The following is a 17,969-nucleotide window of genomic DNA, read 5'->3' as shown; positions in this document are numbered from 1 at the left end:
ATGCCGCAGGAGTGGGTGCCGCAGGAAGGGGTCGGGACACCGGACGGGTTCGCCCGGCTGTGGACCCCGCACCGGCTCGCCTACATCAAGAGCACCACGGACACCGGCTGCCCGTTCTGCCGGATCGGGCGGGCGGAACCGTCCGCGGACGCGGACAACCTCGTCGTCGCCCGCGGTGACGCGGTGTTCGCGCTGCTCAACCTGCACCCGTACAACCCGGGGCACCTGATGGTGCTCCCGTACCGGCACGTCGCCGACCTGGAGGACCTGACCGATCCGGAGTCCGCCGAGCTGATGGCGTTCACCCGGCAGGCGGTGGTGACGATGAAGCGGGTCGCCGCACCGCACGCGTTCAACGTGGGACTGAACCTCGGCCACGTCGCGGGCGGGTCGCTGGCCGAGCACCTGCACCAGCACGTCGTACCGCGCTGGGGCGGGGACGCGAACTTCATCGCCGTCGTCGGGCAGACGAAGGTGATCCCGCAGCTGCTGGCCGAGACCCGGGCCCAGCTGGCCGGGGCGTGGGAGCCGCCCGGGCACGGAGGGGCCGACCGGGACTAGGCTGGCCCGCGTTCACCGTCCGCGAGGGAGAACGCCGCCCACGATGCTCAACCTGTTCGCCCGCGGGCACGTCAACCGGCTCACCGACCCGATCGGCCGGGGCCTGATCGGCCGCGGGATCAACCCCGACACGGTGACGATCGCCGGCACGCTGGGTGCCGTCGCCGCCGCGGTGCTCCTCCTGCCGTCCGGGTGGCTCGTCCTCGGCTCCGTGCTGGTGACGCTGTTCGTGCTCACCGACCTCGTCGACGGCGCCATGGCCCGGGCCCGCGGGTACGGCACGCCGTTCGGCGCCGTGCTCGACTCCACCTGCGACCGGATGGTCGACGGGGCGATCTTCGGGGCGCTGGCGTGGTGGGCGCTGACCGCGGGGGCCGAGCCGGTCGCCGGGGCCGCGGCGCTCGTCGCCCTGGTCGGCGGGCAGATCGTGTCCTACGTGAAGGCCCGGGCGGAGTCGGTCGGGCTCACGGCCGAGGGTGGGCTCGTCGAGCGGGCCGAACGGCTGATCCTCGGTCTGGTCGGTGCGTTCCTGTCCGGGATCGGCGTGCCCTACGCGCTGAGCGTGGCGCTCGGCGTGCTGGCGGTCGGGACGGTGGTGACCCTGGGCCAGCGGATCCTGGCGGTGCGCCGCAGCGCCCACGAGTCCAGCCGTGCCTGAGCGGACGCTCCCCGGCCCGGCGGCGCGCGCCCGCGAGATCCTCACCGCGGCGGCGTACGCGACCGGCTGGGCGGTCGCGGGCCGGCTCCCGGCCGGTGTCAGCGCGCCGGTGTTCGACGCCGGCGCCGACCTGTTCGCGCGGCGCCGCGGCCCGGGGGTCCGGCGGCTGCGGGCGAACCTGGCCGCGGTCCGGCCCGGCGCCGGCCCGGCCGAGCTGGACGCGCTCGCCGGGCGGGCGGTGCGCAGCTACGCGCGGTACTGGCGGGAGGCGTTCGCGCTGCCCCGCATGGAACCGGCCGCGGTGCACGCGGCCGTACAGCCGAACGTCCGGGGCATCGACGCCTCGCTGGCCACGCTGCGGGCCGGGCGCGGGGTGCTCTACGCGTTGCCGCACGCCGGCAACTGGGACGTCGCGGGCGTCTACCTCGTGCGCGAGCTGGACCGGCTCGGGCTGGAGCCGGGACTGACGACCGTCGTGCAGCGGCTGCGGCCCGAGGCGTTGTTCCGGCGGTTCGTGGCCTACCGGCGGGCCCTCGGCTTCGAGGTGGTGCCCGCCGACGAGCCACGGGCCGCGCACCGGGCGCTGACCGCGCGGCTGCGGTCCGGCGGCGTGGCGTGCCTGGTCGCCGACCGCGACCTGTCCGGGACCGGCGTCGACGTCCGGTTCCTCGGTGGCCGGGCCCGATTCCCGGTGGGGCCGGTCCGGATGGCCCGGCTGACCGGGGCGGCACTGCACCCCGCCTACCCGGTGTTCGCGGGCGACGCGTGGGGGGTGCACGTCGGCGCCGAGATCGCGGTCGCGGACCGGGCGGCCGAGCCGGCCGCGGTGCAGGCGCTCGCCGACGCGTTCGGAACGCTCATCGACCGGCGGCCCGAGGACTGGCACATGCTGCAGCCGATCGGCGCCGGATGAGGGTCGGGATCGTCTGCCCCTACTCGCTGGACGTGCCGGGCGGGGTCCAGAACCACGTCCTCGACCTCGCCGGTGCGCTGCGGGCGCGCGGTCACACCGCCGAGGTGCTCGCACCGGCGGTCGGGACCGTCCCGGAGTTCGTCACCCCGGTCGGCCGGGCGCTGGGCGTGCCGTACAACGGCTCGGTGGCCCGGGTGAGCTTCGGCCCGCGGACCCACCGGCGGGCCCGGCGCTGGCTCGCCGAGCACGACTTCGACGTCCTGCACCTGCACGAGCCGACGACGCTGTCGGTGTCGGTGTCGGTGCTCGCGCTGCTGCTCGCCGGCGGGCCGATCGTCGCCACCTTCCACACCTCGACCGAGCGCTCGCGCGCGCTGGCCGCGTTCGGCGGGATCGTGCGGCCGCTGATGGAGAAGGTCACGGCGCGGATCGCGGTCTCGGCCACCGCACGGCGGGTGCAGGTCGAACACCTCGGCGGTGACGCCACCGAGATCCCGAACGGCGTCGACATCGCCCGGTTCGCCGGCGGGCCCGCGCTGGACGAGCTGGTTCCCGGCCTGCGTCCGGGCGTCCGGGTCGGGTTCGTCGGTCGCTACGACGAGCCGCGCAAGGGGATGCCGGTGCTGCTCGACGCGCTGCGCCCGCTGGTGGCGGCCCGGCCGGACCTGCGGCTGCTGGTGGTCGGGCGGGGCGACGCCGGCGCGCTGCGCCACGCCGCGGGTCCCGCGCTGGCCGGGCGGATCGACGTGCTCGGTGCGGTGGACGAGACCACGAAGGCCGCCGCGCTGCGCGCGATGGACCTCTACTGCGCCCCGCACCGGCACGGCGAGAGCTTCGGGATGGTGCTCACGGAGGCGATGGCGGCCGGTGTGCCGGTGCTGGCCAGCGACATCGAGTCCTTCCGCGCCGTGCACGGCGGCGCCGGGCGGTCGGTCCCCCCGGCCGACCCGATCGCGCTCCGCGCCGCGCTGGCGGCCCTGCTCGACGACGGCGCCGACCGGGCCGCGATGGCGGCCGCCGGCCGGGCCCGGGTGGCCCGCTACGACTGGGCCGTCGTCGCCCGGGACGTGCTGCAGGTCTACCGGGCGGCGATCGCGGCCGCCCCGGTGCCGGCCCGGCGGCAGGCCCGGTGAGCACCGCCGTCCTCGGCCTCGTGGGGGTCGCGGTTCCGGTCGTGGCTGCCGTCACCGTGTGGTGCCTGACACGGGTGCGGCGGCTGCACCGGCTGCACGTGCGGGTCGATGCGGCCCGGGCCGCGCTCGCCGCGGCGCTCGAGGGGCGGGTGCGTCTCGCGCGCCGGGTCGCCGACGGGCTCCCTCCGCCGGCCGGGATGGCGCTGCGGAGGGCGGCGGACCGTGCGGCGCTCGGCCCCGCACCCACCCCGGACGGCCGGGACCCGGCCGGGACGCGGGCCCTGCGTGAGTCCGCCGAGAACGCGCTGACCAGGGAACTCGCCGCCGTCGGCCGGCCGGGACCGGCGAGGCTCGCCGCCGAGCTGCGCGACGCCCAGCACCTGGTCGTGCTGGCCCGCCGGGTGCACAACGACGCCGTGCGCGACACCAGAGCACTGCGGTCCCGGCGGCTGGTGCGCTGGTTGCGGCTGTACGGGACCGCCCCGGAGCCGGTGTACTTCGAGATCGCCGACCCGGAACCCGCAGCAGGTCCGCTCGGCGCTGACGTAGGATCGACCCGTCATCCGACAGCCATGTGAGGAGCTGGAGATCACCCGTGTCCGCAGCTGAGAACACCCCCGACAACGCCGGTCCGCAGCACGGCACCGCGCGGGTCAAGCGCGGCATGGCCGAGATGCTCAAGGGCGGCGTGATCATGGACGTGGTCACCCCCGAGCAGGCGAAGATCGCCGAGGACGCCGGCGCCGTGGCCGTCATGGCCCTGGAGCGCGTGCCCGCCGACATCCGTGCGAACGGTGGCGTGGCCCGGATGTCGGACCCGGACATGATCGCCGGGATCGTCGAGGCCGTGTCCATCCCGGTCATGGCCAAGGCGCGGATCGGCCACTTCGTCGAGGCCCAGGTCATCCAGTCCCTCGGGGTCGACTACATCGACGAGTCGGAGGTCCTGACCCCGGCCGACGAGGCGCACCACATCGACAAGTGGGCCTACACCGTGCCCTTCGTCTGCGGTGCCACCAACCTCGGTGAGGCGCTGCGCCGGATCTCCGAGGGCGCGGCGATGATCCGCTCGAAGGGCGAGGCCGGCACCGGCAACGTCGTCGAGGCGACCCGGCACATGCGGTCCATCCGCGCCGAGATCGGCCGGCTGGCGTCGCTGGACGCGGCCGAGCTGTACATCGCGGCCAAGGAGCTGCGGGCCCCGGTCGAGCTGGTGGCCGAGGTTGCCCGCACCGGCACGCTGCCGGTCGTGCTGTTCACCGCCGGGGGCATCGCGACCCCCGCGGACGCCGCGATGATGATGCAGCTCGGTGCCGAGGGCGTGTTCGTCGGCTCGGGCATCTTCAAGTCCGGTGACCCGGCGCAGCGCGCCTCGGCGATCGTGAAGGCCACGACCTTCCACGACGACCCCGACATGATCGCCAAGGTCTCCCGCGGTCTCGGCGAGGCGATGGTCGGCATCAACATCCCGGACATCCCGGAGGGCCAGCGGTACGCCTCGCGCGGCTGGTAGACCCACACCGCTCTCCACGGAGCCCCGCCCGGCAGCTGCCGGGCGGGGCTCTTCTCGTTGCCGGGCCACGAACCCGGCACCGCCGTCCTCCGACGGGCCGCCAGATCCGTACGGGTGAACAGGTTCGTCACTCGTCTGCGGGGTTGCGTCCGTTTCGTCCCATTGAAGCCTCCTCCGGGCAGGCGGTTGCTTACACAATCAGGTGACGTTGAGGCGCGTGGTGACGATGGGGCACTTATGTTGCTCAGGCAAGGATGGGACCAGTGAGGCGGAGGAGAGTGATGGGACGCTCTGTGCGAGTCGCTGCGGTCGCCGCCGCGATGCTGATCAGCCTCCCGGCGGCCGCGTTCGCCGATCCCGGGACGGCTGCCCGGCCCGGCGCGACGACAGCGGCCGTGGCGTGCCCGGAGCCGGACGCGGGAGCCCGGGACGGGGGTGCCGGGCCGGGGAAGCCCGACACCCCCGCCGACGGCGCCGTCGCCGCACCCGCTCCGGCGCCCGCGAACGGGAACGGGAACGGACCGTGTGAACCGCAGAGATCGGATGAAACCGGGAGCGTAGCCGGAGCCGTGGAGCCCGGGCCGGCCCCGGCGCCGTCGGAGCCGGACGACGTCACGCGAGTACCGGCCGATGCGCCGGCGGCGCCCCGTCCAGTCGCGGATCCCGGTCAGGACGAGCCGTCCGCCGCTCCGGCGTGCGCACCCGCCGACCCGGGCGCACCGGCGGACGCAGGGGCCGCGGGGCCGCCCGCCGAGCCCGGCGCGGACGAGAAGACATCCGACGGCTCGGCGCAGCCCGCCGAGCCGGCGGCTCCGCCCGCCTGTGCCTATCCCGGTGCGGACACCAGCGCCGCGACCCTGCTGGGCTGGGGCGAGCCGACGAAGGTCGACGACTTCGACGGGGACGCCCTGCAGGGCTGGAACCTCTACGACGGCGAGGGGCACGGCGGGAACGGGCGCCGGTCCCCGGACGCGGCCTCGGTGAAGGACGGCATCCTCACCATCAACGGCGACGCGGACGGCACCACCGGCGGCATGGCGTGGACCGACGGCAGCCAGAAGTACGGCCGCTGGGAGGGCCGGGTGCGGGCCCCGGAGTCGGACCCGTCGTACAACGCGCTGCTCCTGCTGTGGCCGACCGCGGAGGACTTCCCGGTCGGCGGCGAGATCGACTTCATGGAGATGACCGACCACACCCGGCAGAAGACCGAGCTCTTCCTGCACTACGGCGAGGACAACAGCCAGGTGCAGGGCGCGGTCGAGATCGACGGGACCGAGTGGCACAACTGGGCGGTCGAGTGGCGGCCGGACGGGGTGACCGCGTTCGTCGACGGCAAGGAGTGGTGGAGCACCGACGACACCTCGATCCTGCCCCCCGGGCCGATGCACCTGACGATCCAGCTCGACTGGTTCCCGGAGGGCGAGGGCGAGGTCGAGCCGTCGCTGATGGAGGTCGACTGGGTCCGGCAGTACGCGCTCCCGGAGTCCACGGGCAACGACCGGGAGTCCGGCTGCGGGGACGCCGCGAAGCCCGGCTCCGGTGGCGACGGGAAGTCCGGTCCGGGTGGCGATGGAGAGTCCGGCTCGGGCGGCGACGGGAAGTCCGGTCCGGGTGGCGATGGAGAGTCCGGCTCGGGCGGCGACGAGAAGTCCGGCTCGGGGGACGACGGCAAGGCCGCGCCGAGCAGCGACGGGAAGTCCGGCTCGGGGGATGAGGGCAAGCCCGTGCCGAGCGGCGACGGGAAGTTCGGTCCGGGCGGTGACGCCACGTCGGTCCCGGGCGCTGACGCGCGGTCCGGCTCGGCCGGTGCGGCCGAGCCCGGCCCGGGCGGTGTGGCCGAGCCCGGCTCGGGCGGTGGGATCGAGCCTGTTCCGGGTGGCGCCCCGAAGGCCGCTCCCGGCGGCGACCCGGCGTCGGATCCGGGGCCCGGTCCGGACGGCAACCGGCAGGAGCCCAGCCGGGCGGACCAGGAGTCCGCTCCCGCGGCCCCCGGTCCCGCACCGGTCCCCGGGACCGCGGAAGCCGCCCCGGGCGGCGGTGCCGAGGGGGCGCTCGACCGCCCCACCGGCCGGATCACCGAGGGTGCCCCGGACCCGGCGCCCGCGGTGGCCCCGCCGGCACCGGTCAGCGGTACTCCATGATCAGGACGGCCGCGGCTCCCGGGTCCAGCGCGCGGTAACGGTGGGGCCGGTCGGCGGGGAAGGTGATGTAGTCACCGGGATCGAGCTCGATCTCCTCGCCGTCCGGCCCGGCGACCCACCTCCCGGTCGCGACGACCATGTGCTCGATCGTCCCGGGGGAGTGGGCGTGCGCCTCCCGCGGCTCGCCCGGCTCCGAGGTGATCATGTGCACGTCGCGCCGGGCGCCCGGCGGGCACGCGGAGAGCAGTGCGCCGGCGAACGGTGAGTCCTGGGAGCGGATCGAGGGCCGGTCGGCCGCCCGCACCACCCGCACCGGCGACGACGGCGGCTCGACCAGCGTCGAGAACGGCACGTCGGCGACGACCGCGATCGCCCACAGCGTCTCCACGCTCGGGTTCCCGGTCCCGGCCTCGAGCTGGGACAGCGTCGACTTCGCGATCCCGGCGCGGCGGGCGAGCTCCGCCGAGGAGATCCCCAGCCGTTCCCGCTCGCGGCGGATGGCGGCGGCGATCGCGGCCAGGGGTGGCGTTCGATCCATCGGTACTCTCGTTCGGCTTGACGAACGGACACGGTCCCGTTCACTGTAGCGGTCATGCGTTCGGTGAAACGAACACGGCGCGCGGAGGACCGTTCGGATCTCCGCGACGCCGTGACGATCTCGGTGGCGGTGGGCCTGGTCGGCGTGTCGTTCGGCGCGCTCGCGCCGGCGGCCGGCCTCTCCCCGGCCATGACGATGGCGATGTCCGCGCTCGTCTTCGCCGGTGGTGCGCAGCTGCTGGTGACCGGCGTGCTCGCCGCGGGCGGCGGGATCTGGGCGGCGGTCGCCGCCGGTCTGGTGCTGAACCTGCGGCACCTGCCGTTCGGGCTGGCGCTGGCCCGGCACCTGGGCGGTGGATGGAGCCGGGTCCCGGCCGCCCACCTGGTCACCGACGAGTCGACGGCGTTCGTGCTGGCCCGCACCGACGGCGCCCCGGGCCGTCCGCGCCGCGCGTTCCTGACCCTCGGCGTGATCAAGTACCTGTTCTGGCAGGCCGGTACCGCCGGCGGGCTGCTGCTGGGCGCGGCGGTCCCGGACCCCTCCGCCTTCGGGCTGGACGCGGCGTTCCCGGCCGCGCTGCTCGCCATGCTCGTCCCGATGCTGCGCCGGATCGACGCCCGCCGGGTGGCCGGTGCGGCGGCCGCGGTCGGTCTCGCCTGCGCGCCGTTCCTCCCGGCCGGGCTGCCGGTCCTGGCCGGGCTGCTGGGAACGGCCGCCGCCGGGCGTCCCGGTCCGGGGGAGGAGTCGTCGTGACCGTCGCCGCGCTGCTCGTGCTCGCCGGGGGCACGTACCTGATGCGCCTGGTGCCGTTGCTGGTCCAGGGCCGGATCACGCTGTCCGAGCGGGCCGTGCGCCGGGTGGAGCTCGGTGCGGTCGCCCTGCTGGCCGCACTGGCGGTGACCGGCGCCGTGTTCGAGGGCCAGGAGCTCGCGGGCTGGGCACGGCCGGCCGGGGTGGCCGTGGCCGCGGCCGGGATCTGGCGGCGGCTGCCGTTCGCACTGGTCGTCGTCCTGGCCGCCGGGACGACGGCGGCGCTGCGCCTCGCCGGGGTGCCCTGACCCCGCCCCGCCGCGCGCCGACCCGCCGGGACGGCGAGGATCGGGCCATGCACGTCCTCGTCGTCGGCGCCACCGGCTACATCGGGTCGCGGCTCGTCCCGCGGCTGCTCGACGCCGGGCACGACGTCCGCGTCCTCGCCCGCACACCGCGCCGGGTCGACGAGCACCCGTGGGCCGGCCGGGCCGAGGTGCTGGCCGGGGACGCCCGGAACCCGGCCGACGTCCGGCGGGCCTGTGCCGGCGTCGGCGCCGTCGTCCATCTCGTGCACGCGATGGACGGCCCCGGCTACGCCGACCGCGACCGGGACGCGGCACGCGCACTGTCCGGCGCCGCCGCGGAACAGGGCGTGCGACGGATCGTCTACCTGGGCGGGCTGCAACCCGCCGACGACGAACGGCGCGTCTCGCAACACCTGCGGTCCCGGCGCGAGGTCGGCGAGATCCTGCTGGGCGGGCCGGTCCCCGCCGTCGTGCTCCGGGCCGGGATCGTCGTCGGCTCCGGGTCGGCGAGCTTCGAGATGATCCGGCACCTCACCGAGACGGCGATGGGTGGGCCGCTGCTGCTCCCGCTGCCGGACCGGGCCTGGAACCGGATCCAGCCAGTCGCCGTCGACGACGTGCTGCACGCCGTCGCCGGCTGCCTGGGGCTCGATCCGGCGGTGAACCGGGCGTTCGACCTCGGTGGGCCGGACGTGCTCACCTACCGCGGGCTCATGAGCGGCTACGCCGCGGAGGCGGGGCTGGCCCGTCCGGTGCCGCTGCCGGTGCCGCTGTCCGCGCCCCGGCTCACCGCCCGGGCGGTGGCCGCGCTCACCCCGGTACCGCGGGACCTCGCCGGGCCGCTTGTCGAGTCGATGCGGCACGAGCTGGTCGCCGACCCCGGCGACGTCGCGGACCTCGACGCACTGATCGGCGTCCCGCCGGGCGGTCACACGCCGTACCGGACGGCCGTCCGCCGGGCGCTCGACGGCACCGGAGCCGCCGGCACGGGCCCCGGAGACGCGCCCGGCAGCGGCCCGGCCGAGTGGGCGAGCACGGACGTCCACGACGTCGACGCCCCCGCGCACGCCGTGTGGTCGGTCGTCGAGACGCTCGGTGGTGCGCACGGCTGGTACACGGTGCCCGGCACGGCGACGCTGACCGGGATGCTCGACGCCCTGACCGGCGGTCCGGGCCGGGGACCGCGGGGACGGGCGTCCGGGCCGCTGCGCCCGGTCGTCGGGGAGACGCTGGACCGCTGGGTGGTGGAGGAGGTCGAGCCGGGCGCCCGGCTGCTGCTCCGCGCCACGACGGCGCTGCCCGGGACGGCGCGGCTGGAGCTGCGGATCGTCCCGACCGGACGGCTGGGCAGCCGCTACGAGCAGACGCTGCGGTTCCGCCCGCACGGCCTGGCCGGTCGGGTCGCCTGGCTCGCCGGTTACCCCGCTCACCGCTTCGTCCTGGCGGTGATGGCCCGCACCCTCACCGGCGTCGCCGAGACCCACTACGCACGCACCCTGCGCACCCCCGCCCCCGATCCACTCATGGAGCTCTAGCCCGGCCCCACCGGGCCGAAGCTCCATGAGTGGATCGGGATCGGCGCGGGAGTGGGGCGGGTCGTGATCGTTTCAGGGGCGGGGGTGCGGGCGGTAGGTTCGTGGGCCGACGGGTGAGGGGAGGGTGCCGGATGCAGGCACCGGAGCTGGTTCTGCGCAGCCCGGGGCGGGGGCTGCTCGCCCTGCCGTGGGAGCTGCCGCTCGCCGACTGGGACGAGACCGAGGTCCCGTTGCGCGACGTCGAGGTCGGCCCCAGCCGGCACCTGGTCCGGTTCGCCGAGACCGACGGCGTGCTCTGGGCGCTCAAGGACCTCCCGGAGCGCATCGCCCGGCGCGAGTACGACGTCCTGCGCCGGCTCGAGGACGACGGCCTGCCCGCCGTGCAGCCGGTCGGTTTCGTGGCCCAGCCCGAGCACGAGACCGCGATCCTGGTGACCCGGTTCCTGTCCGGGTCCTGGCAGTACCGGCGGCTCATCGCCCGGCTGCCACCGAACCGGCCGCGGCACCGGGCCCGGCTGTTCGACGCGATGATCTCGCTGCTCGTCGACCTGCACCGGCACGGCGTGTTCTGGGGCGACTGCTCGCTGAACAACACGCTGTTCGCCCGGGACGGGCAGACCCTGCAGGCCTACCTGGTGGACGCCGAGACGAGCGAGGTGCACCCGACCGGGCTGTCCGACGGCCAGCGGGAGTTCGACCTGTCGATCCTGGTGGAGAACGTCGCCGGGGGCATGATCGACCTGGCGGAGTCGCTGGACCGCCCGCCGGAGATCGTCCCGCAGCTCGTCGAGGAGGCGGCCGCGCTGCCGGACCGCTACGCCCAGCTGTGGGACGCGCTGCACGCCGCGCCGGTCTTCGCCTTCGGTGACCGGTACCGGGTCGAGGGCGTGATCCGCGAGCTGAACGACCTGGGCTTCGCCGTCGACGAGGTGGCCCTGCGCCCGCTGGGGGACGGCCGGTCCCGGCTCCAGGTCGCCGTCGGTGACCGGAACTACCACTCCGAGCAGCTGCGCCGGCTCGCCGGGCTCGACGTGGGGGAGGGGCAGGCCCGGATCCTGCTCGGCGACCTGGCCGCGCACCGCGAGTGGATGCGCCGGCGCACCGGTGAGGACGTGGCGGAGTGGGCCGCCGTGCGCAGCTGGACCGAGACCTGTCTGCACCCCGGGATGCGGTCGGCGCATCGGGCGCTGAACGGGGTCGGGTCCGAGGTGCAGGCCTACTGCGACCTGCTCGAGGTCCGCTGGCTGCTGTCCGAGCGGCACGGCGCCGACGTCGGCAACGAGGCCGCGCTGGCCGAGCTCGGTGCCGGGGCCCCGACCGACTCGGCCGCCAAGGGCGCCGTGGCGGACGCCCCGACCGGCGAGTTCCGGCTCTCGGCGATCGCCGACTACGCACGCGATCGCGAGTGACGCGTGTCGTCACACGGTTGACGCACCGGTAACCACACCGCCGGCGGTACTGTCCGCTCTCGTGTCCATTCCCGGTCCCGGTTACGCCATCACCGCTCGCGTCGACGCCCCTGCCAACCCCACCTCGACCGGCGACCTCACCGCCGCCGTCGGGCAGGTCGGCGGCGTCGTCACCGCCTACGACGTCGTCGAGGCCCGCACCGAGCACGTCGTCGTCGACATCTCGGTCAACGCGCGCAACACCGAGCACGTCGAGGAGATCAAGACCGCGATCGAGGCCCTCGACGGCTTCTCGGTCCGCAAGGTCTCGGACCGGACGTTCCTGCTGCACCTCGGCGGGAAGATCGAGATCAGGTCCAAGGTCAACCTCCGGACCCGTGACGACCTGTCCCGCGCCTACACCCCCGGTGTCGCGCGGGTCTCGATGGCGATCGCGGAGAACCCCGAGGACGCCCGCCGGCTGACGATCAAGCGCAACACCGTCGCCGTCGTCACCGACGGCTCGGCCGTGCTCGGGCTCGGCAACATCGGTGCCGCCGCCGCGATGCCGGTGATGGAGGGCAAGGCGGCGCTGTTCAAGCAGTTCGCCGGTGTCGACGCCTGGCCGGTCTGCCTGGACACCCAGGACACCGAGGAGATCATCCGCACCGTCCAGCTCATCGCCCCCGGCTACGGCGGCATCAACCTCGAGGACATCGCCGCGCCGCGCTGCTTCGAGATCGAGCGCCGGCTGCGCGAGCTGCTCGACATCCCGGTCTTCCACGACGACCAGCACGGCACCGCGGTCGTCGTGCTCGCCGCGCTGCGCAACGCGCTGCGGGTGGTCGGCAAGAAGTTCTCCGATGTCCGCGTGGTCGTCTGCGGCGTCGGCGCCGCCGGGTCGGCGATCATCCGGCTGCTCGGCTCGGAGGAGACCGCCGACGTCGTCGCCGTCGACGTCGAGGGCATCGTCCACCCGGGCCGCGAGGGCCTCGACGACAACCTCCGTTCGATCGCCGCGCAGACCAACAAGGAGGGCAAGCGCGGCTCGCTCGCCGACGCGCTGGTCGGCGCGGACGTGTTCGTCGGGGTGAGTGCGCCGAACCTGTTCGGTGCCGCCGAGCTGGCGACGATGAACAGCGACGCGATCGTGTTCGCGCTGGCCAACCCGGACCCGGAGGTCGACCCCTCGGTCGCGATGCAGCACGCGGCGGTCGTCGCCACCGGCCGGTCGGACTACCCGAACCAGATTAACAACGTGCTGGCCTTCCCCGGCGTGTTCCGCGGGCTGCTCGACGCGCAGGCGCACGACATCACCGACGAGATGCTGCTGGCCGCGGCCGAGGCGATCGCGAACGTGGTGGCCGAGCCGAACCCGTCGTTCATCGTCCCGAGCGTGTTCGACCAGAGCGTGGCCCCGGCCGTGGCCGACGCGCTGCGGGCCACCGCCACGAAGCAGGCCCGCAAGGGCCAGGTCGAGGCGGGCTGAGCGGTGGCCGCCCGCGGGCGTCCGACCCTGCGGGAGGTCGCGGAGCGGGCCGGGGTGTCCGCCCGCACCGTGTCGAACGTGGTCAACTCGGGCGTCCCGGTCCGGCCGGAGACCCGGGCCCGGGTCGAGCAGGTGATCGCCGAGCTCGGCTACCGCCCGAACCTGGCCGCGCGCCGGTTGCGGTCCGGTCGCTCGCACACCGTCGGGCTGGCCCTGCCCGGCCTGACCGTGCCGTACTTCCGCGAGTTCACCGACTCGATGCTGGCGGCGGCGCACCGGCACGGGATGTCGCTGCTGGTCGCCCAGACCGGCGGCGACGCCGACCGGGAGCGCTCCGTCGCCAGGGACCCGTACTTCCGCCACGTCGACGGCATCGTCCTGGCCGCGGTCTCGCTCGGGCACGACGACGTACCGGCGCTGTCCGGGCCGGTACCGGTGCTCGTGGCGGCGACCTCGTTCCGGCCCGCCGGGGTGGACACCGTGGACACCGACGCCGCGGGTGCGGCCCGCGCCGTGGTCGAGCACCTGTACGACGGTGGACGGCGGGCGATCGCCGCGGTCGTGCCCGGTGACGCCGGGCGGCCGACCGAGCAGGACGAGCGCTACCGCGGCTACGTCGCCGCCCTGCACGCGGCGGGCCTGACCGTCGACCCGCGCCGGGTGGTCGGCGCCGGCGCGGTCACGCCGTCCTCGGGTGCCCGCGCGGTCCGCACCCTGCTGGACCGCGCCCCCGAGACCGATGCGGTGTTCGCACTCGGCGACGCGCTCGGGCTCGGCGTCCTGCGGGGGCTGCGCGACGCCGGGCGCACGGTCCCGGATGACGTGGCCGTGGTCGGCTTCGGCGACGTGCCGGAGTCCGCGCACAGCAACCCGACGCTCAGCTCGGTGGACCCGGGCCAGCAGGAGATCGCCGGGCGCAGCGTCGCCCTGATCGCCGGGGGCCTGGCCGGACCACCGGGTGCCGCCGGACGCGCAGTCCTGCGGGAGACCGTCGGTTTCCGGCTCGTCGTGCGGGAGTCCTCACGTGCCCCGGGGGCCTGAGCCGGTGGCCGGGCCCGGCCGGATCCGGATGCGGGACGTGGCGGCGGCCGTCGGCGTCTCGGTGAAGACGGTGTCCGAGGCGCTCAACGGCACCGGCCAGGTGCGCGACCGGACCCGCGAGCGGGTGCTGGCCGCCGCGGCCGAGCTGGGGTACCGGCCGGACCCGGTCGCCCGCGGGCTCAACGCGGCCCGGACCGGCATGATCTGCCTGGCGCTGCCCCGGCTCGGCTACGGCTACTGCGCGCCGCTGGCCGCGGCGGTGTTCGACGCCGCCCGGGGGATGGGCCTGAGCGTCGTCCTGGAGCCGACGGACGGGGACCCGGTCCGGGAACGCGCGGCCGTGGACGGGGACACCCGGATCGCCGACGGCGTGCTGCTGGTCCCGCACGCGGTGACCGGCCGCGAGCTGGCCGCGACGGTGCCCGTGACCCCGGCCGTGGCGATGGGCCCGCGGCGCGTCGACGGTCCGTTCGACCGGATCCACTCGGCCGACGAACAGGCCGGGGAGACCGCGACCCGGGCGCTGCTCGACCGCGGCTGCACCCGGATCGTGCTGCTGGGCGGATCGTCGGGGGAGAGCGCGGGCGCGCGGGGTGCGGGCACCGACGCCGGTGCGGCGGGCCTGCGCAGCCGCGGGTACCGCCGTGCGCTGGTGTCCGGCGGACTGCCCGTCGTGCCCGAGCTGGTCGTGGGCGACGGTGCCCGGCAGGCCGGCGACGGCCGGGCCGCCGTCGCCGCGCTGCTCGCCGCCGGGGTCCGGTTCGACGGCCTGCTCGCACTCGAGGAACCCCTCGCCCACGGTGCGCTGCACGCGCTGCGGACGGCCGGTACGGCGGTGCCGGACGCGGTGCGGGTCGTGGCGTTCGGGACCGGCTCGCTCGCCGGGTACGCCACGCCGAGCATCACCACCGTCGAGCCGGACGTGTCCGCGATGGCCGGCCGCGCCCTCGCGCTGCTCGCCGGGCGGATCGGCGGGTACGCCGGCCCGTGGCGGACCGAGCGGACCGGGTACACCGTGGTCCATCGCGAGTCGACGGGGGCGTGACCGGCGCTCGGGAGGCATTGACGGCTCCGCGGACCGTTGCGTAGCGTCACGTTTCAACGGTTACGGTAACCGCTGCAGCGGCGCAGCGCGGACGGAGCGGACATGACACGGTCACGGACCCGGCTGGAGGCGCCGGCCCGGCGCACGGTGCTGGCGAGCTTCCTCGGCTCGACCTTCGAATGGTTCGACTTCGGGCTCTACGGCGTCACCGCCGCGCTGGTGTTCGACGAGGTCTTCTTCCCGACCGAGAGCATCGCGATCGGCTCGCTGCTGGCGCTGACCACCGTCGCCGTCGGCTTCCTGACCCGCCCGATCGGCGGCCTGGTCTTCGGGCACTTCGGCGACCGGGTCGGGCGCAAGAAGCTGCTCGTCCTCACGATGCTGCTGATGGGCATCCCGACGTTCGCGATCGGTCTGCTGCCCGGGTACGCGACGATCGGCGCGGCCGCACCGGTGCTGCTGCTGGTCATGCGGATCCTGCAGGGCATCGGGCTGGGCGGCGAGTACGCGGGCGCCGCGCTCGCCACCACCGAGTCGGTGCCGGGGGACCGGCGCGGGTTCTTCGGGTCGATCCCGCAGATCGGCAACCCGGTCGGCGGGATCCTCGGGACCCTGCTCGTGCTGCTGTGCACCACGCTGTCCACCCCCGAACAGTTCCGGGACTGGGTGTGGCGGCTGCCGTTCCTGTTCAGCGGGATCCTGCTGGTCTACGCGCTGTGGGCCCGGCGCCGGCTGACCGAGAGCGACGACTTCACCGCGCTCGCGAAGCAGGGCGGCGTGCAGAGGGCGCCGCTGGTGACCGTGCTCCGCGACCACTGGCGGCCGCTGCTGCTGGGCCTGGGCGCGCGTTCGGCGGACGCCGTGACCGGCAACATCGCCGGGCCCGTCCTGACCACCTACATCGTGACCTACCTGGGGCAGAGCGACAGCATCGGTCTGATCGGCACCGTCATCCCGAGCATCCTGGCCGTGCCGGTGATGCTCTACCTCGGGTCCCTCGGCGACCGCTTCGGCGCGCAGCGGACCTTCGTCGTCGGGGTGCTGTCGATGGCGCTGGCCACGTTCCCGATGTTCGGGCTGCTCTCGACGGCGTCGTTGCCGCTGATGGTGCTCGGCATCTCGATCTTCCGGCTCTGCAACTGCTCGCAGTTCGCGGTGCAGAGCGTCTTCCTCGCCGACGTGTTCCCGACCGAGGTCCGCTACACCGCGCTGTCGTTCGTCTACCAGGTCAGCGCGATCTTCGGTGGCCTCACCCCGCCGGTCGCGTTCGCGATCCTCGTGGCGTCCGGCGGCTCGCCGTGGTGGCTGGCGACCGGGATCGTCGGGGTGGTGCTGCTCAGCGCGGCCTGCGGTGCGGCGATGCGGACCACCTCGCCGGCTGCGGCCACGGCGACCGCCGTCCACTGAGACCGACCTCCGACCCCCGACAGGAGCCCGCACGGTGCCCGACACCCGTCCCGACATCGTCGTCGTCCTCACCGACCAGCAGCGGGCCGACCACAGCGCGCGCGAGGGACACCCGCTCGACACGACGCCGTTCGCCGACGAGCTGGCCCGCGAGGGCACCTGGTTCGACCGGGCGTACACGACCTCGCCGCTGTGCTCCCCGGCCCGCACCAGCCTGTGGACCGGCCGCTACCCGACCGCGCACCGGGTCACCCAGAACGCGGCCCGGGAGCACGCGGTGACCGGTGCCGACCTGTTCGGCGAGGCCAGGGCCGCGGGCTACACGACCGCGATGGTCGGGAAGAACCACACCTGGCTCGGCCCGGCCGACACCGACCACTGGGCCGAGTACACCCACGACGGCCAGGCGACCGGCGAGCCCGGCCCGGCGGAGCGCGAGTTCGACGCCTGGCTCGCCGGCCTGCGCCACCGCACCCCGGACGGCTCCACCCCGTTCCCGGTACGGGTGCAGCTGCCGCACCGCATCGTCGACGACGCGCTGCAGTGGGCCACGACCGTCGCCGACGACCGGCCGATGCTGCTGGTCGTCTCCTTCCCCGAGCCGCACAACCCGTACCAGGTGCCCGAGCCGTACGCCTCGATGTTCCCGCCGGGGGACCTCCCACCGGTGACCGCCGGGGCCGAGGTGCTGGCGGACAAGCCGTTCGCCTGGCGCTACCTGCGCGAGATCGGGGAGCGGTCGGTCGGCGACTACGAGGCGGCGATCGCCCCGTCCCGGTCGCACTACGCCGGGATGCTCCGGCTGATCGACGACGAGGTGCGACGCCTGCACGACGGCCTCGCCGCCCGGCACACCCGGCACGAGCGGCTGGTCGTCCTCACCTCCGACCACGGGGACTTCGCCGGGGACTACGGCCTGGTCCGCAAGGGTGCCGAGATCCCGGACGTGCTGGCCCGCGTCCCGCTGGTCGTACACGGCGACGGGGTCGCACCCGGCACCGGGTCGCGCCGCGACCACGTCTCGCTGGCCGACCTCATGCCGACGTTCTGCGAGGTCATGGGGCGGGACCTGCCGCCGGGGACGCAGGGCCGCAGCCTCCGGCCGATGCTGGCCGGCGAGCCGTACCCGGTCGCCGAGTTCGCCTCGGCCTACACCGAGCAGGGGATGGGCGGGCTGCCCTACGGCCCGGACGACGTCGGCACCGACCATCCCGGTCTGATCTACGACGAGCCGGGCGCCGCGCCCCGGTGGGACGAGCTCAACGCCGTCACCCAGAGCGGCCGGCGGCGCCGGGTACGCAGCGGCGACTGGTCGCTGCAGGCCGACGTGACCGGGGAGTTCCGGTTGTGCCACCTGCCCGGCGATCCCCTGGAACTGGTGGACCGGTGGGCGGACCCGGACGCGGCCGGTCCGCGCGAGGAGCTGCTGCGGCTGCTCGCGGTGTGGCAGATGCGGGCCGAGGACCCGTTGCCCGTCGTCGACGGCGGGTACCGGGTCAAACGGGACCCGCGCAACGTCGTCGCGGGGCCGTGGCGTTGACCTCGTCGG

Annotated in this window: 17 protein-coding genes; 16 read left to right on the top strand and 1 reads right to left on the bottom strand. The window is 75.2% G+C overall.

Translation table 11 applies throughout. The features are described from left to right. The 7 genes from AFB00_RS28610 to AFB00_RS28580 all read left to right on the top strand — a co-directional run bounded on the left by AFB00_RS28610 (position 1) and on the right by AFB00_RS28580 (position 6,919). Positions 1-561 carry an HIT family protein gene (locus AFB00_RS28610; RefSeq protein ID WP_068799760.1) on the top strand — a complete coding sequence of 187 codons (561 nt, stop codon included), beginning with the start codon at positions 1-3 and terminating at the stop codon, positions 559-561. A gap of 43 nt (positions 562-604) precedes the next feature. Next, positions 605-1,219, top strand: coding sequence for a phosphatidylinositol phosphate synthase (gene pgsA / locus AFB00_RS28605; protein WP_068799759.1), 615 nt, complete (start codon positions 605-607; stop codon positions 1,217-1,219). Further along, the gene (locus tag AFB00_RS28600; protein ID WP_083275902.1) at positions 1,212-2,132 is read left to right on the top strand and encodes a phosphatidylinositol mannoside acyltransferase; all 921 of its coding nucleotides are present in this window, start codon (positions 1,212-1,214) and stop codon (positions 2,130-2,132) included. Before pgsA ends, AFB00_RS28600 begins: the two co-directional genes overlap by 8 nt. After that, complete coding sequence (locus AFB00_RS28595; protein ID WP_068799758.1) at positions 2,129-3,265, top strand: glycosyltransferase family 4 protein; 1,137 nt, start codon at positions 2,129-2,131, stop codon at positions 3,263-3,265. Before AFB00_RS28600 ends, AFB00_RS28595 begins: the two co-directional genes overlap by 4 nt. Beyond that, a complete protein-coding gene (locus AFB00_RS28590; protein WP_068799757.1) occupies positions 3,262-3,843 on the top strand; it encodes a hypothetical protein in 582 nt (193 codons plus the stop codon). Before AFB00_RS28595 ends, AFB00_RS28590 begins: the two co-directional genes overlap by 4 nt. Before the next feature lie 17 nt (positions 3,844-3,860). Continuing rightward, the gene (gene pdxS / locus AFB00_RS28585; protein ID WP_068799756.1) at positions 3,861-4,778 is read left to right on the top strand and encodes a pyridoxal 5'-phosphate synthase lyase subunit PdxS; all 918 of its coding nucleotides are present in this window, start codon (positions 3,861-3,863) and stop codon (positions 4,776-4,778) included. 569 nt (positions 4,779-5,347) lie between these two features. Continuing rightward, positions 5,348-6,919, top strand: coding sequence for a glycoside hydrolase family 16 protein (locus AFB00_RS28580; protein WP_156819760.1), 1,572 nt, complete (start codon positions 5,348-5,350; stop codon positions 6,917-6,919). Here AFB00_RS28580 and AFB00_RS28575 read toward each other — a convergent pair. Beyond that, positions 6,903-7,457 carry a helix-turn-helix domain-containing protein gene (locus tag AFB00_RS28575; protein ID WP_068799754.1) on the bottom strand — a complete coding sequence of 185 codons (555 nt, stop codon included), beginning with the start codon at positions 7,455-7,457 and terminating at the stop codon, positions 6,903-6,905. The genes AFB00_RS28580 and AFB00_RS28575 overlap by 17 nt on opposite strands. 54 nt (positions 7,458-7,511) lie before the next feature. Here AFB00_RS28575 and AFB00_RS28570 point away from each other — a divergent pair, with 54 nt between their 5' ends. The 9 genes from AFB00_RS28570 to AFB00_RS28530 all read left to right on the top strand — a co-directional run bounded on the left by AFB00_RS28570 (position 7,512) and on the right by AFB00_RS28530 (position 17,960). Then, complete coding sequence (locus AFB00_RS28570) at positions 7,512-8,210, top strand: AzlC family ABC transporter permease (RefSeq protein ID WP_068799753.1); 699 nt, start codon at positions 7,512-7,514, stop codon at positions 8,208-8,210. After that, a complete protein-coding gene (locus AFB00_RS28565; protein WP_068799752.1) occupies positions 8,207-8,515 on the top strand; it encodes an AzlD domain-containing protein in 309 nt (102 codons plus the stop codon). The genes AFB00_RS28570 and AFB00_RS28565 overlap by 4 nt, the downstream gene beginning before the upstream one ends. A 47-nt stretch (positions 8,516-8,562) precedes the next feature. Further along, positions 8,563-10,050, top strand: a complete 1,488-nt coding sequence (locus tag AFB00_RS28560; RefSeq protein ID WP_068799751.1) for a DUF2867 domain-containing protein — start codon at positions 8,563-8,565, stop codon at positions 10,048-10,050. A 131-nt stretch (positions 10,051-10,181) separates the two neighbouring features. Beyond that, entirely contained in the window at positions 10,182-11,459 is a 1,278-nt protein-coding gene (locus tag AFB00_RS28555; protein WP_068799750.1) for a DUF4032 domain-containing protein, read from the top strand. A 61-nt stretch (positions 11,460-11,520) separates the two neighbouring features. Next, positions 11,521-12,927 (top strand): NAD-dependent malic enzyme, encoded by a 1,407-nt coding sequence (locus AFB00_RS28550; RefSeq protein WP_068799749.1) that lies wholly within the window; start codon positions 11,521-11,523, stop codon positions 12,925-12,927. Between the two features lie 3 nt (positions 12,928-12,930). Continuing rightward, complete coding sequence (locus AFB00_RS28545) at positions 12,931-13,968, top strand: LacI family DNA-binding transcriptional regulator (protein WP_083275901.1); 1,038 nt, start codon at positions 12,931-12,933, stop codon at positions 13,966-13,968. Then, entirely contained in the window at positions 13,952-15,013 is a 1,062-nt protein-coding gene (locus AFB00_RS28540; protein ID WP_156819759.1) for a LacI family DNA-binding transcriptional regulator, read from the top strand. The genes AFB00_RS28545 and AFB00_RS28540 overlap by 17 nt, the downstream gene beginning before the upstream one ends. Before the next feature lie 102 nt (positions 15,014-15,115). After that, positions 15,116-16,420 (top strand): MFS transporter, encoded by a 1,305-nt coding sequence (locus AFB00_RS28535; protein WP_068799748.1) that lies wholly within the window; start codon positions 15,116-15,118, stop codon positions 16,418-16,420. A gap of 34 nt (positions 16,421-16,454) precedes the next feature. Beyond that, positions 16,455-17,960: a sulfatase-like hydrolase/transferase gene (locus AFB00_RS28530; protein WP_068799747.1), complete on the top strand. Its 1,506-nt coding sequence runs from the start codon at positions 16,455-16,457 to the stop codon at positions 17,958-17,960. Positions 17,961-17,969: the final 9 nt, after the last annotated feature.

The organism is Pseudonocardia sp. HH130630-07 (assembly GCF_001698125.1).
Classification (GTDB): Bacteria; Actinomycetota; Actinomycetes; order Mycobacteriales; family Pseudonocardiaceae; genus Pseudonocardia.
Note: the sequence above shows the minus strand (reverse complement) of the source record. Positions and strands in the feature narration are given on the sequence as shown.

Excerpts from the sequence above, each read along its gene's own strand:
- AFB00_RS28610 (WP_068799760.1), top strand. The coding sequence starts at position 1 with ATGCCGCAGGAGTGGGTGCCGCAGGAAGGGGTCGGGACACCGGACGGG.
- pgsA (WP_068799759.1), top strand. The coding sequence starts at position 605 with ATGCTCAACCTGTTCGCCCGCGGGCACGTCAACCGGCTCACCGACCCG.
- AFB00_RS28595 (WP_068799758.1), top strand. The coding sequence starts at position 2,129 with ATGAGGGTCGGGATCGTCTGCCCCTACTCGCTGGACGTGCCGGGCGGG.
- AFB00_RS28575 (WP_068799754.1), bottom strand. The coding sequence starts at position 7,457 with ATGGATCGAACGCCACCCCTGGCCGCGATCGCCGCCGCCATCCGCCGC.
- AFB00_RS28570 (WP_068799753.1), top strand. The coding sequence starts at position 7,512 with ATGCGTTCGGTGAAACGAACACGGCGCGCGGAGGACCGTTCGGATCTC.
- AFB00_RS28560 (WP_068799751.1), top strand. The coding sequence starts at position 8,563 with ATGCACGTCCTCGTCGTCGGCGCCACCGGCTACATCGGGTCGCGGCTC.
- AFB00_RS28555 (WP_068799750.1), top strand. The coding sequence starts at position 10,182 with ATGCAGGCACCGGAGCTGGTTCTGCGCAGCCCGGGGCGGGGGCTGCTC.
- AFB00_RS28535 (WP_068799748.1), top strand. The coding sequence starts at position 15,116 with ATGACACGGTCACGGACCCGGCTGGAGGCGCCGGCCCGGCGCACGGTG.